General features: G+C 47.7%; 15 protein-coding genes and 1 pseudogene. 4 read left to right on the plus strand and 12 right to left on the minus strand.

From position 1 onward, the window contains the following. Positions 1–6: 6 nt before the first annotated feature. Positions 7–1,284 carry a phenylacetate--CoA ligase family protein gene (locus AC1WMD_RS07850; RefSeq protein WP_494256559.1) on the minus strand — a complete coding sequence of 426 codons (1,278 nt, stop codon included), beginning with the start codon at positions 1,282–1,284 and terminating at the stop codon, positions 7–9. A gap of 192 nt (positions 1,285–1,476) precedes the next feature. Here AC1WMD_RS07850 and AC1WMD_RS07855 point away from each other — a divergent pair, with 192 nt between their 5' ends. Further along, positions 1,477–2,238, plus strand: coding sequence for an IclR family transcriptional regulator (locus AC1WMD_RS07855; protein WP_494256560.1), 762 nt, complete (start codon positions 1,477–1,479; stop codon positions 2,236–2,238). Between the two features lie 18 nt (positions 2,239–2,256). Further along, positions 2,257–3,027, plus strand: coding sequence for an IclR family transcriptional regulator (locus AC1WMD_RS07860; protein ID WP_494256562.1), 771 nt, complete (start codon positions 2,257–2,259; stop codon positions 3,025–3,027). A gap of 269 nt (positions 3,028–3,296) precedes the next feature. Here the strand turns inward: AC1WMD_RS07860 and AC1WMD_RS07865 are convergent, their stop codons facing one another. From AC1WMD_RS07865 to AC1WMD_RS07880, 4 genes are read right to left on the minus strand one after another with little or no spacing between them, the layout of a single operon-like run. Beyond that, entirely contained in the window at positions 3,297–4,004 is a 708-nt protein-coding gene (locus tag AC1WMD_RS07865) for an ABC transporter ATP-binding protein (protein WP_494256564.1), read from the minus strand. Further along, entirely contained in the window at positions 3,997–4,752 is a 756-nt protein-coding gene (locus AC1WMD_RS07870) for an ABC transporter ATP-binding protein (protein WP_494256566.1), read from the minus strand. The genes AC1WMD_RS07865 and AC1WMD_RS07870 overlap by 8 nt, the downstream gene beginning before the upstream one ends. Next, on the minus strand, positions 4,749–5,738 hold the full coding sequence (locus AC1WMD_RS07875; RefSeq protein WP_494256568.1) for a branched-chain amino acid ABC transporter permease: 990 nt from the start codon (positions 5,736–5,738) through the stop codon (positions 4,749–4,751). The genes AC1WMD_RS07870 and AC1WMD_RS07875 overlap by 4 nt, the downstream gene beginning before the upstream one ends. A gap of 1 nt (position 5,739) precedes the next feature. Then, on the minus strand, positions 5,740–6,369 hold the full coding sequence (locus AC1WMD_RS07880) for a branched-chain amino acid ABC transporter permease (RefSeq protein WP_494256569.1): 630 nt from the start codon (positions 6,367–6,369) through the stop codon (positions 5,740–5,742). A gap of 66 nt (positions 6,370–6,435) precedes the next feature. On the opposite strand from AC1WMD_RS07880, the gene AC1WMD_RS07885 reads away from it, so the two are divergent. Together AC1WMD_RS07885 and AC1WMD_RS07890 are read left to right on the plus strand one after the other, a co-directional pair. Continuing rightward, the gene (locus AC1WMD_RS07885; RefSeq protein ID WP_494256571.1) at positions 6,436–6,978 is read left to right on the plus strand and encodes an IclR family transcriptional regulator; all 543 of its coding nucleotides are present in this window, start codon (positions 6,436–6,438) and stop codon (positions 6,976–6,978) included. Between the two features lie 52 nt (positions 6,979–7,030). Further along, entirely contained in the window at positions 7,031–7,969 is a 939-nt protein-coding gene (locus AC1WMD_RS07890) for an amidohydrolase family protein (RefSeq protein WP_494256572.1), read from the plus strand. Between the two features lie 64 nt (positions 7,970–8,033). On the opposite strand, the gene AC1WMD_RS07895 is transcribed toward AC1WMD_RS07890, so the two are convergent. The 7 genes and pseudogenes from AC1WMD_RS07895 to AC1WMD_RS07925 all read right to left on the minus strand — a co-directional run bounded on the left by AC1WMD_RS07895 (position 8,034) and on the right by AC1WMD_RS07925 (position 15,542). Then, on the minus strand, positions 8,034–8,618 hold the full coding sequence (locus AC1WMD_RS07895) for a hypothetical protein (RefSeq protein WP_494256574.1): 585 nt from the start codon (positions 8,616–8,618) through the stop codon (positions 8,034–8,036). Positions 8,619–8,658: 40 nt separating this feature from the next. Further along, positions 8,659–9,097 (minus strand): annotated as a pseudogene (locus tag AC1WMD_RS07900) (acyl-CoA thioesterase). Between the two features lie 19 nt (positions 9,098–9,116). Continuing rightward, complete coding sequence (locus AC1WMD_RS07905; protein WP_494256576.1) at positions 9,117–10,340, minus strand: FAD-dependent monooxygenase; 1,224 nt, start codon at positions 10,338–10,340, stop codon at positions 9,117–9,119. Between the two features lie 23 nt (positions 10,341–10,363). Beyond that, positions 10,364–11,815 (minus strand): MFS transporter, encoded by a 1,452-nt coding sequence (locus tag AC1WMD_RS07910; protein ID WP_494256578.1) that lies wholly within the window; start codon positions 11,813–11,815, stop codon positions 10,364–10,366. A 26-nt stretch (positions 11,816–11,841) separates the two neighbouring features. Continuing rightward, a complete protein-coding gene (locus AC1WMD_RS07915; RefSeq protein ID WP_494256580.1) occupies positions 11,842–12,705 on the minus strand; it encodes a fumarylacetoacetate hydrolase family protein in 864 nt (287 codons plus the stop codon). A 24-nt stretch (positions 12,706–12,729) separates the two neighbouring features. Further along, the gene (locus AC1WMD_RS07920; RefSeq protein WP_494256581.1) at positions 12,730–14,316 is read right to left on the minus strand and encodes a class I adenylate-forming enzyme family protein; all 1,587 of its coding nucleotides are present in this window, start codon (positions 14,314–14,316) and stop codon (positions 12,730–12,732) included. A gap of 137 nt (positions 14,317–14,453) precedes the next feature. Then, positions 14,454–15,542, minus strand: a complete 1,089-nt coding sequence (locus AC1WMD_RS07925; RefSeq protein WP_494256700.1) for a cupin domain-containing protein — start codon at positions 15,540–15,542, stop codon at positions 14,454–14,456. Positions 15,543–15,617: the final 75 nt, after the last annotated feature.

Consider the following 15,617-nt stretch of genomic DNA (forward strand, 5'->3'; position numbering starts at 1 on the left):
AGCACTCTACCCTACTTGCTTTTGGTGATCCCGTTGATCAACGACCCGTTTCGCCTTCATTGAAAAACGGGGCAGTGATCCTTGGGCGACCCGTTCGACATCGATCCGGATGCCGATCCGTTCCCTTAAGCGATCAGCCAGCCGTCGTTCCACGTCCGTTTCTGACTCTACTTGCACTTTGACTTGGTCCATTTCATTTTCTGTATAATAAACGATGCGAAACTCTTTGATTTCCGCAAACTCTCTGACAATCGTCTCAATGGACGACGGAAAAATGTTGACACCGCGAACCACGACCATGTCGTCGACTCGTCCAATAATCCCGCCTGGCAAAAATCGATACGGATTGCCACAAGAACACGGCGTCGAAGAACAAAGCACGATATCTTTCGTCCGGTAGCGAATGAGCGGATAGCCGTAACGGCTGAAATTGGTGAGCACTAGCTCGCCACGCTCCCCTTCCTTAACTGGCTGCAGCGTTTCCGGGTCGATAATTTCCGCCAAAAATTGCGCTTCGTTAATGTGAAGTCCGTTTCGTGCCGAACACGAGTAGCCGTACGCCCCCATTTCCGTCATCCCAGCATGATCGTACACGGCCGCTCCCCATCGCGTTTCAATCTGCTGCCGCGTTGACGGAACAGACCCGCCAGGTTCCCCTGCTATAATGATGGCCCTTACAGTAGTCGAGGGCAAATCGATTCCCATTTCTTCCGCTACTTCAGCTAAGTGAAGGGCGTAGCTCGGCGTGCAAAGCAATACTGTCGCCCGGTTTTCCATCATGCTATATAGCCGCTCTTTTGACGATTGCCCACCCCCGGGGATCACGAGCGCTCCCATTTTTTTAGCTGCCTCATATGCGGACCAAAAACCGATAAACGGCCCGAACGAGAAGGCGAGGAACAAGCGGTCGCGGTTCGTCACCCCGCTCGATTTCAACACTTCAAACCAGCAATCTCGCCACCAGTTCCAGCTCTCCTCCGTATCCAAAATTTTAAGCGGTTTGCCAGAAGTGCCTGACGTTTGATGGTAGCGAACATAACTCGTTTCCGGATAGCAATGGTTTCGACCAAACGGTGGGTATAGCTGCTGGTCTTGAACGAGCTCTTCTTTCGTCGTAAACGGCAATTTTCGGAATTCTTCCATCGACCGCATTGGCAAACAAAGGTTGCGAAATTTTTCCTTATAAAACTCGTTAAACTGTGTAACAAATACAAGCAGTTCATTAATTTTTTGCAGCTGGTATTGTTGTAACTCCAACTCCATCTCCCGAATCGACAATGTCATCCTGCTTTCCCTCCCCTCTTCCCTACTCTTTTTTACTATATTTAAATTTGCAACATTTAAAACGTTCTGAATGTTATGTTATATTATAATTGTCCCGTATAAAAGTTCGATATTCCTCTATGCGAAACAAAAGCAAAAATTATGCTGTTTTTTGAAAGCGATTTCTTATCAAAACGAGGAGGGGAGGATGCAATGAAAGCACGCAAAGGACGAACGTCGTTTTCATCATTGGAAAACGCTTTACGGCTGCTCCATCTATTTTCAATGGATGAGACAGAGCTTAGCATCGCTGATATTGCGGAGAGGCTAAACGTCGGCAAGAGCACTGCCCATCGGCTGCTGCAAACGTTAAAAAGCGAAGGCTTTGTCAAAAAAGATCCAAAGACAAACCTTTATTCTCTCGGTACTTCATTGCTGGCGATGAAAAAAATTATTCATTCCCGTTTTCCCATTTGCCAAATCGCGCTTCCTTTTTTGCAGGAACTCGTCGCTTTATCAGGAGAAAGCGCGCATATGGCCACGCTATATGGCGCTGACGTCATCTATTTATACAAAGTAGAATGCGATCATCCTGTTCGTCTTCTTTCTTACGTCGGCAAAAAAAATCCCGCATTTTGCACCAGCACAGGCCAAGCCATTCTCGCCTATCAGCCGAGAGAAACGATCGACCGCATCATCGCCCAAGGGCTTCCTTCCTTCACATCAAGAACGATCACCTCACCGTCAGCACTTCTGGAAAAACTAGCGCAAGTGAAGCAACAAGGCTATGCCATCAGCAGCGAAGAACTGCACGAAGGGGTGACATCCATCAGCGCCCCGATTCGAAACCGCAACGGAAACGTTCGCTACTCCGTCTCCATTGCCGGACCGATCCAACGCGTCAACGATCGTTCTCTTCCGTATTTAACACAGCTTGTCGTGCAAACGGCACAAGCCATTTCAGCGAAACTGTAAAAACAAGGGGGCACACAGATGGTGGAAAAAATAGATAGTACTCTCTCGTCAGTGAAAAACGGACTACGCATTTTGCGCTTATTTTCGGTTGAGGCGCCAGAGTTAGGAATCACAGAAATATCAAAACAACTGGGATTACACAAGACAACGGTTCACCGGCTGCTCACTGTATTGGAAAAAGAGGGATTTGTGGAAAAAAACAAAAAAAACCGCAAATACCGTCTTGGCCTTTCAGTATTGCATTTGAGCGGAGTGGTTGACCTGCATACCGAAATATTTAAAGACGCCCTTCCCGTCTTGCATGCTCTAATGAACGAATCAGGGGAGGCGGTGCATTTATCGGTGCTAGAGGATGACCGGGTCGTTTATCTTTATAAAATTGAATGCCCGCACCCTGTGCGTCTGCTGTCTTACATTGGCCGAAGCAATCCATGCACTTGCACAAGCTCCGGAAAAGTGATGCTCGCCTACCGCCCGAGGGCAACGATCGAAAACATCCTCCGCCGCGGATTGCCGAAATACGGGCCGAACTCGGTCACCGATCCAAAAGAGTTCATCAGCCAATTAGCGGCCATTCGCCAAAAAGGCTATGCCGTTTGCATTGACGAACTGCACGAAGGGGCAACGAGCATTGCCGCCCCTATTCGCGACTATTCCGGAGAGGTTGTTGCCGCCGTAAGCATCGTCGGACCGAATCAGCGAATCACTCCAGCGGCCATTCCTCGGTTCATCGGGCTTGCTTGCCAAGCTGCGCGCGAAATTTCGTCATTGCTCGGATATTGCGATTAAGCATCTTCTCCTTACTCGTTACTAAATGAATCTGAGACTCACTCAAAAGGTTGTCTACGTTCAAACAAAACATAACATCGATATGATATTGTTATCTAAAACGTATATAAATAAGGATGTCCCGCTCCGCTTGGGACATCCTCGCTCTTGGGCATAGCGTGATTTTGCAACCCCCGGTCATGTTCCCCAAAACTTTCATGGACAAGCACCAATACGGTGCTTACTGCCCTGTGCGCCCGATTCAAGACACTAAACATATTCATACTTTATTAAACACCTAAATATTTGTGTTGTATTTCTTCATTCGTCATTAATCGATCCGGGGTACCGTGCCATACAATCTTGCCCTTGTTCATAATCAATACCTCATCTGCCGCTTTGCAAGCAAGTGCGATATTTTGTTCAACCATCAATATGGACAGTCCTGTCTCTTTTAATTTAATGACGATCTCACCCACTTGATCAATAATCACCGGGGCAAGTCCTTCGGATGGTTCGTCCATCAGCAAAAACTCCGGATTCGTCATAAGCGCCCGACCAATCGCTAACATTTGCTGCTGTCCGCCGGATAACTGTGTGCCCAAGTGTTTTTCCCGTTCTTTTAATACAGGAAATAACTCATAAATTTTCTCCAGCTCCCAATTTATGCTCCCGTCATTTGCTTTTCTTTTTCGCGCTGACATCGTTAAGTTCTCTTTTACAGTAAGCGACGGAAAAATCCTTCTTCCTTGCGGCACTAAACCGATTCCAAGACGGGAAATTTGATGAGGAGACAAAGATTGCAACTGTTGATCCTTAAAACGTATGCTGCCCCGTTTGGATTTATGCAAACCGGCAATGGTATGAATCGTTGTCGTTTTTCCCGCTCCATTCCGCCCCAAAAGCGCTACACATTTTCCCTTTGGAACTGAAAATGTCACCCCTTGAAGAATATAGCTTGTTCCGTAATAGGAATGGACATCTTGAAGCTCAAGCATGTTGTTTCGCGCCTCCTCCGAAGTAAATTTCCTTTACCATTTCATTGTTTCTGACCTCCTCCGGAGCCCCGCTTAATATGACTTCCCCATGGTGAAGAACCGTGATCCGATCAGCAATGGCAAAGACGACTTCCATATCATGTTCAATCACTACTAGCGCGATGGAACGAGGAAGTTTTTGAATCATTTCTGAAGTTTGCGCTGTTTCCGCTGGGGACATTCCGGACGTCGGTTCATCTAATAAAAGAATCTTTGGATTGCTGGCCATGGCCAATAGTACTTCCAGCAATCGTTGTTCTCCATAGGAAAGATTTTTGACCTTCACATGGCGTTGAGAAGAGATTTCCCATTGTTCCAAAATTGCATTTGCTTCCTTTTGTATATCTGAACGATTTGCCAGCGGTGAAAAAACGTTATATCGATACGATTTCTTAGCTACTAGCGCTAGATGAAGATTTTCCTCCACTGTTAAATCGCCAAATAAGTTATTTTTTTGAAATGTCCGTGACATTCCTAAATGGACGAGATGATGGGCGGGAAGTTTACTGATGTCTTTTCCGTCTAAATAAATAGCCCCGGAATCAATGGGCAAGAGATTCGTTATACAATTAAAGAGCGTCGTTTTTCCTGCACCATTAGGTCCAATAATCACATGGCGTTCCCCAGGGTTCACTTCTAATGAAACATTGTGCAATACTTGTAGCGTTTTAAATGATTTGCTGATATTTTCAACCTTTAGTAAGCTCAATTCACTACCTCCTCTTTCTTCACTTGTTTTTGTGGAGCTGATTCATTGGTTTGTTTGCGTAAAAAAATGATATCTTTAACATATTGCAGCCAATGAATCATTCCGCCTTTCCCAATAAGAACAAGGATAATCAACAGAGCCCCCATGATCATCGGCCAGCGCTCCGTATAAGTACTCATAAAGTTTTGCAAATAGATAAAAACGCCTGCCCCGACCGCCGGCCCAAGTAAAGTACCGACTCCGCCGATAATCACCATCACCATCACCTGACCGGAAAATGTCCAGCTTGACAAATCAGGTGAAACAAACACATTAAAGTACGAATAGAGCGATCCGGCCAATCCTGCTAAAGATCCGGATAACGTATAAACTAGCAATTTATAAATCCGGACATTATGGCCGAGAGCACTCATACGCGCTTCATTTTCCATAATGCCCTTCGTAATTTTTCCGGCCGGAGATTCTACAAACAGGCGCAAAAGAATATAGGAAATGATAAAGGCAGCGCCCATTACATAATAGAACCCATTTGGAGATACAATCTCTCCAAAACCGAGATTCAAGATGGCAGAGACCGACATCCCATCTGCTCCACCTGTCCAAGGCTTCAGCTGCCAAAATAAGACATACAATAATTGTCCGAATGCAAGCGTAATCATCAAAAAGTAAAATTTAGACGTACGTATAAATACTGCACCGGTAATTAAGGCAATCAATCCGGAAATCACAACGGAGATCAGAAGCAACAAATACGTATTCGGCACATACTGACCGATGATCGCAACCGTATAAGCACCTATGCCAAAAAAACCAGCGTGTCCGAGCGACACCATTCCTGCGTAGCCCATAATCAATCCCAAACTCATGGCAAAAATGGCCATGATATAAATTTCAGTCACCAAATTCATCCCAAAATCAGATAATACAAGCGGCATAGCTAAAACGAGGAGAATAAGCAGAACAGTATAGAGAAAAATCTTTTTCACACTATGCCACCTCTCTTCCAAACAATCCTTGCGGACGAATGATTAAAACGATCATCATGATCAGAAACACCGTCAACATCGATAAAGATGGGAACCATACCTTTCCAAATGTTTCAATTACACCAATTAAAATGGCACTGATGAAGGAACCCTTCCATGAACCTAAACCGCCAATGACAACGACAATTAGGGAAGTGACAAGAATTTCATTATCCATCCCCGTATACATTCCGATCAGCGGTCCACCCAAAACACCGCTCAACCCTGCTAATGCCGCTCCAAATGCAAATACTCCAGTAAATACGAGTCCTACATTTATACCAAGAGCACCAACCATTGCACGATCATCTACACCTGCACGAATGATCGCACCAATACGCGTTTTGCTCTCCAAGTACCATAATAGTAAAGCTAATAAACAGCCAATAAAGACGACAAATAAGCGATAAAGCGGGAACACCATATCCCCGATTGATAAGGATGCGTTAAGTAAGGCTGGCGCCGAAAGTGTTTGCATTTCTGTGCCCCATATCCATTTCACAACATCAGCGATAATAAAGCTTAAGCCGAAAGTTAATAATACTTGTTCAAGCTCTTTTCCATATACATGCTTAATGAGTAGTTTTTCCAATATAATCCCTAATACGGCTGTTAAAAGAACTGATAGGAGCAAAGCGATCCAAAGCAACTTAATACCGTGTTAACGTCCCACTTGGAAATCAACCGCGAAGCGCAACCAATATTGCAACGGCTTGTTGGCGATCTGCAGGAAACGGCGCACATCGCTGTGCTGGACGGCCCAAGCGTCGTCTATATTCACCGCGTCGAAAGCCAACAGCCTGTTCAAGCGCTCTCCCATATCGGAAGGAGAAATCCGCTGCACTGTACAAGTTCGGGAAAAGTGTTGCTCTCATACCAAGAGGAGCAGGCAATTGAAGCATATATCGAACAAGGATTAGAGCGATTCACTTTGAATACGATTACCGATCCGCACGTTTTGCGCGATGCATTGCGTACGATCCGCCGTCAAGGGTACGCCATTAGCATTGAAGAACTTCGCGAAGGGGTCGCCTCAGTCGCAGCGCCGATTCGGGATTATACGGGAAATGTCGTATACGCCCTTAGCGTCATCGGACCGGTCCATCGCCTGCATCCGTATGACCCTTCGATCATTGCTAAAGTAAAACGCGCAGCGAACGAGATTTCTGAAAAACTAGGTTACTGGCCGCGATCGTCATAAATGTCAAACTTGGCGGTCCATCTCATAATGATTTAGAAGGGAGAAGGAGACAATGGAAAGCCGTTTTGATGTCCATACTCACTTTATTCCGCCGGAAGTTATGCAGTGGCTCAAAGTGGAGCAAAAACATGTTCCTGTCCATTGGGGCGACAATGGAAAAATGCTGACAATCAATCATCAATGGGGATTTGGTTTAAAAGAGGAATTCATCGACCCGCACGCCTATTTCAAGGCGCAGCACCAGTCAGGAGTCTCTCATTCGTTAGTATCCCCGATTCCTCAACTGTTTTTATATGACGTTGAGGCAACAATCACCAAAGAATTGTCACACCTCTATAACGATGCCTTATCGCGCTGGGTATCAGAGCATTCCGATCGATTGTCCGCCTTGGCGACAGTGCCGCTCAATCAGCCGGAGCAAGCGGCATTGGAACTGCGGCGGGCCATGCAGCGCGGGTTAAAAGGGGCCATCATCGGCCCATCTGTTCAGCAGAAGCTGCTTACCGATGAGTCTTTGATTCCGTTTTGGGAAGAGGCGAACACGTTAGGCGCCATTCTTTTTATCCATCCGCTTCTTTGCGACGACCCGCGCCTTCAAAGGCGGAGAATGGCGAATTTAATCGGGGTCCCTTGGGAGACGACCATTTGCGCCACTGATTTGTTGCTGGGCGGCTGGATGGACCGCTACTCGCGCGTTCGTATTTTATTGGCCCATGGCGGCGGTTTTCTCCCTTATCAAATCGGCCGGCTGCAAAAAGGATATGAAATGTGGCGCCCGGTGGCCGCCTCGTTGCAAGCCCCGCCAACCGACTATTTGCGCCGCTTTTGGTTCGATACGGTTCTTTGGGACAGTCGAGCGCTGCAGCTGCTGATCGATCTCGTCGGCAAAGAGCGGGTATTGCCAGGCTCTGATTTTCCGTTTGATTTATCGCATTGGCCGCCCGTACAGCCAAGCCTTGAAGCCGTCCAGGCTTTCTTAGGCTTGCCATAACGGAAAACAAGCCAAAGGGGACGAACGTTCTTCGTCGTCCCCTTTGCTTGCGGCCATATGCCGTCTAGAACAGATACAATTGTTCTTCATCCATGCCTAACGGCCAATGCCCGTACTCGAGTACTCGCAGCAGCGCACGAAACGGATTTGATTCCCATCCGTCAAGATCGCCAACAGATTCCCAGGCACAAGCCATTCCCCCGATATACATGACCGAACAGACAGCGGTTTTTACTACTGATGTGCCGTATTGATGGAAAGCACGATACGCCGCATCGAAACAATCATGGAATAAATGGGCTGGAATCTCATCGGCCAGCTTGGCCAAACATCCTTCTCTCCCTGCAGCTGCCGCCGCCTGCTTCATGCGTTCCGGAATGGGAAACAAAGAGCGCCATAACGGGCTTTTCGCCAAGTTCATCTCCGCTAAAGAAGGGACGAGCTCCCCTTCCTCTAGCCAACGGATATGATAACGCTCCAAATGGAAGCTGTCCATCCATTTACGGATCGCTTCTTCTGCCTCTTTCCGATAATGGGGAGTACCTACATTGGCAAACCAATCCATGTTTAACAGTCTGGAAAGGATGGCGACCGCTTGCTCGGTCCGCGGTCCATACATTTCCTTCTCCGTATTTAACAACGTGGCCATCGTTCTCCTCCTAGCTGTTTCATCTTTATCCGTTTAGCTCTTACTCCGTCTGAAACGCCGCCGAACGGGACGGATTCCGCTCGGCCAACACCCGTTTCACCTCTGCCGGAATCGGGACGGCCTTTGGCCTTCCGTCGGCAAATGATGCCCATGCTCTCGTCTCATATCCGACAGCGGCAACCGTTTCATGTTTATAAAACTCATGGACAATTTGAAACACTTTATCCCGAAATTCCGTGATCGTTGAGCAAACACGGACTTCATCGCCAAACAATAACGGGGAGCGAAATTGGCATTTGGCTTCCAAAATCGGTAACCCTATCTTTTGTTCAAACAGCGCCGTTGTCGGGTAACCGAGTTCGGCAAAAAAGTGGTGCGTAGCTTCGTCCATCCATTTATAAAAATTCGGGTAAAAGACGATTCCCGCCGCATCTGTGTCTTCCCCATTGCACTTGAAAACGGTACTCGATTTTTTTCATCGCTTCTTCTCCTTCTTTCTCAATACTTGGTAGCTAATTGCGGCGGTCCGGATTTCGGTCCGTACGGGCCTTCATCCAGCCATTTTCCTAAACTCGGTATGATCGAAGAAAGCGAGGCAGCCAGTTCCCGTTTCATATTCATCATCGGGGAGCGTCCTTGAATATGCTCTAACGCAAGGCCCGCACAGTCCCGATTGTATTGGGCCGCTGTTTTTCTCTCTTGTGCCGCTTCGGCAATGATCTGCTTTGCTTTCGACCGCTCTCCCGCCTGGAAGGCGGCATGAATCGCCTTGACCGCCACGATGGCATCTGCCACACCGGAATTCATTCCGCGCGCTCCAAACGGGGCAAAAAGGTGGGCAGCCTCTCCCGCTAAAACAACGCGGCAATGTTCATCGGTGAACGAACGGGCCACAGCTTGATGGAACTGATACATCGACACCCATGTAATGCGATCAGCGTATTTTTTATCCATGACTTTTGGAATCCATTGCCGCACCCCTTCGATGCTCCCGTACTGTTGGGCGTCATCTTCGGCAAACAATTGCAAATCAACCCGCCATCCGCCGGCAAACGGCACAAACAATACATTTCTTCCTTCCATAGCCGGATGTTGATAATGAAACACCCTTTCTAATGGAAGCGGGGCGGACGGGTCTTCCTCGATATCAACAACAACGAAACGGTCGCGGGAACGGGGACCCTCTAGCTCGATGCCGAGCGACTGCCGAACGACAGACCGGGCTCCATCGGCACCAATCGCGTAATCGGCTTGCCATACTTCCCCGGACTCCGTCGTTACAATCACCCCATTTTCATTCGTCTCTAGCTGCCGGACAGGTGAATTCCAAATAAACTCCACCCCTGCCGCTACGCACGCCTCATACAAAAATTTTTCCGCTTCCACTTGAGGCAAGCTCGTAAACGGCGGCAGCTCATTACGATTCGGGGCCGGATAGCGCTTTATATATACTTCCTTGCCGCCGAACAGCGTCCGCTTGACAGGCCAGACGACCCCGTGCTTCGCAAAAGTAAAGCCAAGTCCTGGATAAATGTCCTCCCAATGTTTCAGCGTCGCTTTATGGAAATAAATCGCGCGGCTCCCCGGACGAATGCGCTCCTTCGGCTCCGCTTCGATGATCGTCGCCGGAATGTCAAAACGGCGCAACGCTAATGCGGCAGTCAGTCCTATCGGGCCCGCCCCGATCACGAGGACGGGCCGTTGATTCGTTTTCCCTTTCATGCGAATATCTCCTTTCGACAACTTTAATGGCTTACATCCGTTTCGTTAGCGTTTATTGCAGCAGTTAGTCTGCCTTCTAAAGCAGGTTTTACGGCGATGACAAGCAGCAAGCTCGCTGCCATTAAAATGCCATCAAGCAACAACGCACTTCCCCAGCTCCCTGAATGATCGCGCATGGCCCCCGAAATCACCGGCGCTAATAACGCTCCAATTTCGGAAAACAAATTCAGCATCCCAAACGCCGCTCCTTTATGCTTCGACGGGGCAAAATCGGCTGTAATGGCATGGTTGACCGGCTGAAGCGCGAAAAAGAACACCCCGGAAGTAAACAAAATAAGAGACATGATTGCCGGATTGTTGCCCCCTGACATGACATAAAAAGCAAAGATGAAAATGAAGATTGTCAACAGCCCCGTCAACACCGCCAATACATTTCGTTTTCCATTGGCCGTGTTAGCATATCGGTCGGCTAATCTTCCCCCAAGCGGAAACCCGATCAGTCCCGCAACGGCATTAAATGAAGCGATGAGCGCCGCCGAAACGAGCGTGCCGCCCCCGAAGTCTTGAACAATGGCAACAGACCAGAAGCCGTAAAACCACAAATGCCATAAAACTGGAATAAACGAAAGATATAAAAGCAACAAGTTGCGGCTTTTTACGATCGGTCCGACTTCCTCGCTCTTTGTTTTATAAATATAAATGATATACAAAACGGCCAATACTGTTAAAACCAAGCCGATCGCTGTCGGCGATAATTGCATGGCATTGGTGGCATAATACAAGGCCATGATGATGACTAAGAACAAAATGGAAGTTTGCATCAATTTGCCTACCGGTGGGCCATACGACTCCGATTGGACCGTAAAGCCGGCCGGTCTCATCCATTTGTACATCATCGTACCAACGAGCAAAGTAATGATCCCCATGAACAAAAACGGCGCTTTCCATGCATGCGTCCCCATCGATGGCTGAAACAGCTGAATAACATATGGAGTAGCAATCGTCGCAATCGTTAACCCAAGCGTAAGACCGGTCAGCACAACGCCCATTCCCAGCCCGACTTTTTCTGGCGGCGTCACTTGGGTAATCAAGGAACGGTCGTTAGAATAAAAGACGCCTTCCCCTAATCCGGTAAGCACACGCAACGCGATAAATACTGTCAATCCGCCGACCAAACCGGTCAATAACGTCGTCACGCCAGCCCACAAAATGCTAATGATGACAATCACGCGATAACCAAATTTGTCGCCAAAATACCCGCCGGGAAATTGCGTTAGCATGTACCCGGCAAAGAACAGGCTGCCAAGCAATCCCCCAAGCGCGTGCGGGTTGGGCGATTCGGCCAAAAATTCGACCTTATTTTCAATCATCCATGTGACGACAGGCCCTGTTAACGTCCTGTCAATATAAGAAACGACCCAGCCTAAAAAGAGCATCAACCATATTGTGTGATACCTCTTCCAGCCTTTCTCCATGAACCATTCTCCCTTCCCCTTCTCATTTACCGCAATACAGCCGCATTAGGCGCTAAGGAAACTCGGACGGAATAGCTCCCGATCCCCTCGATCTCCATACTGACAACATCCCCGTCATGAATCGGCCCGACGCCATCCGGCGTCCCTGTCGTAATGACATCACCCGGCTCAAGAGTCATAATATGGGAATAAATTTCCACGAGTTCAGCGACAGAACAGATCATTTCCTTTGTGTTGACCCGTTGCCGGACTTCGTCATTTACTGTTAGCACCATGTTTATATTGTTTGGATCCGCAATCTCCTCTTTTGTCACGATCCATGGCCCCATCGGTGTAAACGTATCAAACGACTTGCGCAAACACCGTTCCTCGTGGTGCGTTTCATCCGGACGCAACGTCACATCCATAAGCCCGGTATAGCCGAATATATAATCGTAAGCGTTTTCCGCCTTGACATTTTTCGCTGTTTTTCCAATGACAAAGGCCAACTCTAATTCATGATCAAAACGGCGGTTCGGATCAGGCAAAACGATTGTGTCGTTCGGCCCAATGATCGAAGATGGCGCCTTTAAGAAAAAGCCTAGCCCCCTTGCTGTATGTTCCACTTTCATTTCTTTTTGGTGAGACACATAGTTAACGGGAGCGGCCACAATTTTCCCCGGCTTCTTCACCGGCTGGCGCAGCCGGACATCCGCTAAGGCATAAGAGGGATATTCATGCAGCTTCTTTTCAATTTCCGAGCGATATGCGTCAAATTCAGCAATAAGCTGAACCATCGGGCAAAAGCCGATTCCTTGATGAAAGCGGCCAAATAAATGGCTCCCGATCTCATAAATGACATCATCTACAATCACTCCGAGCTGAAAGTCGTTAAATAATGCCAGTTTCATCGGCTGTTCTCTCCCTTTCTCTCTTTATTTAACTTCTAACTGTACATACTGTTTCCGCAAAACTCCCTTGCTCACTTTTCCTGACGCAGTAGTCGGCAATTCGTTTAATATTTTTAAATATTCAGGCAATTTATATTTAGCCATCCCTATTTCAAGCAAGTATTGTTGCATTTCTTCCAATGAAAACGTTGTTCCTTCTTTCAATGAGACAATCGCACAGCCGCGTTCCCCAAGCCGTTCATCTGGAATCCCAATAACAGCGGCCTGACGGATATGCGGATGCATAAGAAGCGCTTCCTCAATTTCCGCCGCGTGCACTTTTAATCCGCCGCGATTAATAATGTCCTTTTTCCGGCTAACGTAGTGAATGTAACCATCGTCATCTTTCCACCCTAAATCTCCGGTGAGGAAAAACCCATCTTCCGTCATTGATTGCCGGGTGGCTGTTTCATTTTTATAATATCCTTTGAATAGAGACTGACCACGAAAACCGATTTCTCCTACTTTTCCGTTTGGCAGCAGCTGATGGTTCTCATCAAAAATGCAAATTTCCCCCGTCGGGCACGCCCGGCCAACCGTATCTGAAGCGAGATGGGCTGCGTCATTCGGTCGTGTGAACGATCCCGCTCCAATTTCCGTCATTCCCCATTGGGCAGCAACGTCACAACAGAAACGCTGCCGGAACGATTTCACCATCCAGACCGGAATTTTTGTTCCCCCGGTTAAGACAAGACGTAGTTTTGACGGATATTCTTTTGTTTCATCCGTTCCTTTTAACATATCAATCAAATGGGCAGGCGCAGCTACGCAAAACGTCACTCCGTGCTGACTGAAGGCATCTAAAACACGCTCGACCGAAAATTGCGATAGCATCACTTGAGCAGCACCACTATAAAGGCCCATTAAAATCATCGGCAAGGAAAACATATGGCCCATAGGCGTCAAGCAAAGCATGACATCGTCAGCCGTTAATCCGTATTCCTGCCCATTATGTAAATGGGCAGGAATAAATGTCCGATACGTATGGATCACCGCTTTTGGGTCGGACTCCGTTCCGGACGTAAACATAATCAACATCGGATCGTCCGGAGAAGGGAATGGCTTCTCCCCCTCTCTATCTGCCGAAGACAAACCGCTATCGTTTAACAACGTTTGAAAACTATATTGACGCAGTCCTTTACTTTCCCCAACGACGATTATATAATCTAAAGTTGGGACAATCTGCTGGAGGGATTCCATCATTTCTGCATGGTTAAATCCTTTCCAGCGGTCAATGGTAACGACGGCTTTCACATGGGCAAATGAAAACATAAACGATAACTCTTTTTGCCGGTACATTAAGTTCACAGGCACCATTACGATTCCGAGGCGTGCTAAAGCTAAATGGGTCACGGCAAACTCCCAGCTGTTTGGCAACTGCACCGCCACTACATCGCCTTTCTGAAGGCCTAAACCGCTCAACCGCTCGGCAAACCGCAAAGATCGCTCGTTCACTTCCTCAAAAGACAGCGTTTTCTCACCGTCAATAATCGCTGTTTTCTTTCCATAGCGGGAGACGGCATGATGAAGCACCTCTTGCACCATACTAGGCATTTTGTTATTCAACCGCATAACCTCCTCCGTCTTAACTAGCGCCTGCCAATACGAAACATTTACAAATACAAAAGAGAAAGTCTTGGGAAACGTGATGAGTGCATTTCGAAAAGTCATGCGTACCCAAGAACCCCTCGACTCGAGTCGTGGGAGATTCAGAAGGTCGGCTGAAATACATCGATAATGGACTGATGGCCGCCGTTTTTGTTGTAAGCTTCTTCCCTTTCAAGATCAAGCAGCTCCATGATCGGCAAATCGTTAATCGAGAACAGGTGGGCGTCGGCTTCCCCGGTGTTGACATGCTCGTGCCAGCTCCAAGGCGGCAAAATAAAGAAATCTCCTTTCGACCATTCAAATTTGACCCCATCAATAACGGTGTATCCCTCCCCATCAAGGACGTGGTACACTGCGCTATGGACATGGCGGTGCGCCTTTGTGTGCATGCCAGGAGGTAATTTTTGCATCGTTGTTCCGATTCGCAAATCCGCCGATCCCCCTGTCAACGGGTTAATATAATCGACCGCATAGCCGTCATACGGATCTGGATCGAGCTTGGACAAATTCTCCAACACTTGTTTGGTTGTTTTCCACTTATAGGCGATCAAGGGAGAAGGATATCCTTTTCGCTTCCGGTCAGTGACCGGACGCAATGCGCCCACTGAATATTTGAAAGTCGAACCGTTGTGAGGGCCGGTAACAGGGAATACATCTTCGGAATACGGCTCAAAGAACGAACCAGCAAAGTTTCTCACCAATCCGACATCGAGGCCGTCCATCCAAATGACTGGTTCAGTTCCTTCATGGCCGTGATCATGCCACGTCCACGCCGGAGTTAAAATCAAATCTCCTCGCTCCATATACGTTCTTTCGCCATCGACTGCTGTATAGGCTCCCTCGCCTTCAATAATAAACCGGATGGCCGATTGGCTATGGCGATGCGCAGGCGCTACTTCACCTGGCAACAACAGTTGCACTCCTACATAAAGCGTATTGGTCGAGTAGCCGATCAAGCCACGCTTCAACAAGGACGGATTTTGCAAATAAACAACCCGGCGCTCGCTTTCCCTTCCTAAACGAAGCAGTTCTCCGGCTTCCAGCAAATATTTGCGGATCGTCTCCCATTTCCATAAATACGGGACAACTTCGTGGTCAGGCTCCGGCGTCACCATTTTTCCGAGCTTTTCCCATAATGGACCTAAATACACTTTCTCCAAATCTTCGTTCAGCCGTTCAAGCGCTTTCATTTTTGTGTCCGCCAATGTTCTTTCTCCTTTCTAATTCATATAGTGAATTAATAATTCACTTTTACAACTTAAATA

Source organism: Parageobacillus sp. NEAU-HV-2 (assembly GCF_059115485.1).

Excerpts from the sequence above, each read along its gene's own strand:
- AC1WMD_RS07855 (WP_494256560.1), top strand. The coding sequence starts at position 1,477 with ATGAAAGCACGCAAAGGACGAACGTCGTTTTCATCATTGGAAAACGCT.
- AC1WMD_RS07910 (WP_494256578.1), bottom strand. The coding sequence starts at position 11,815 with ATGGAGAAAGGCTGGAAGAGGTATCACACAATATGGTTGATGCTCTTT.
- AC1WMD_RS07925 (WP_494256700.1), bottom strand. The coding sequence starts at position 15,542 with ATGAAAGCGCTTGAACGGCTGAACGAAGATTTGGAGAAAGTGTATTTA.
- AC1WMD_RS07905 (WP_494256576.1), bottom strand. The coding sequence starts at position 10,340 with ATGAAAGGGAAAACGAATCAACGGCCCGTCCTCGTGATCGGGGCGGGC.
- AC1WMD_RS07860 (WP_494256562.1), top strand. The coding sequence starts at position 2,257 with ATGGTGGAAAAAATAGATAGTACTCTCTCGTCAGTGAAAAACGGACTA.
- AC1WMD_RS07890 (WP_494256572.1), top strand. The coding sequence starts at position 7,031 with ATGGAAAGCCGTTTTGATGTCCATACTCACTTTATTCCGCCGGAAGTT.
- AC1WMD_RS07920 (WP_494256581.1), bottom strand. The coding sequence starts at position 14,316 with ATGCGGTTGAATAACAAAATGCCTAGTATGGTGCAAGAGGTGCTTCAT.
- AC1WMD_RS07850 (WP_494256559.1), bottom strand. The coding sequence starts at position 1,284 with ATGACATTGTCGATTCGGGAGATGGAGTTGGAGTTACAACAATACCAG.
- AC1WMD_RS07915 (WP_494256580.1), bottom strand. The coding sequence starts at position 12,705 with ATGAAACTGGCATTATTTAACGACTTTCAGCTCGGAGTGATTGTAGAT.
- AC1WMD_RS07865 (WP_494256564.1), bottom strand. The coding sequence starts at position 4,004 with ATGCTTGAGCTTCAAGATGTCCATTCCTATTACGGAACAAGCTATATT.
- AC1WMD_RS07895 (WP_494256574.1), bottom strand. The coding sequence starts at position 8,618 with ATGGCCACGTTGTTAAATACGGAGAAGGAAATGTATGGACCGCGGACC.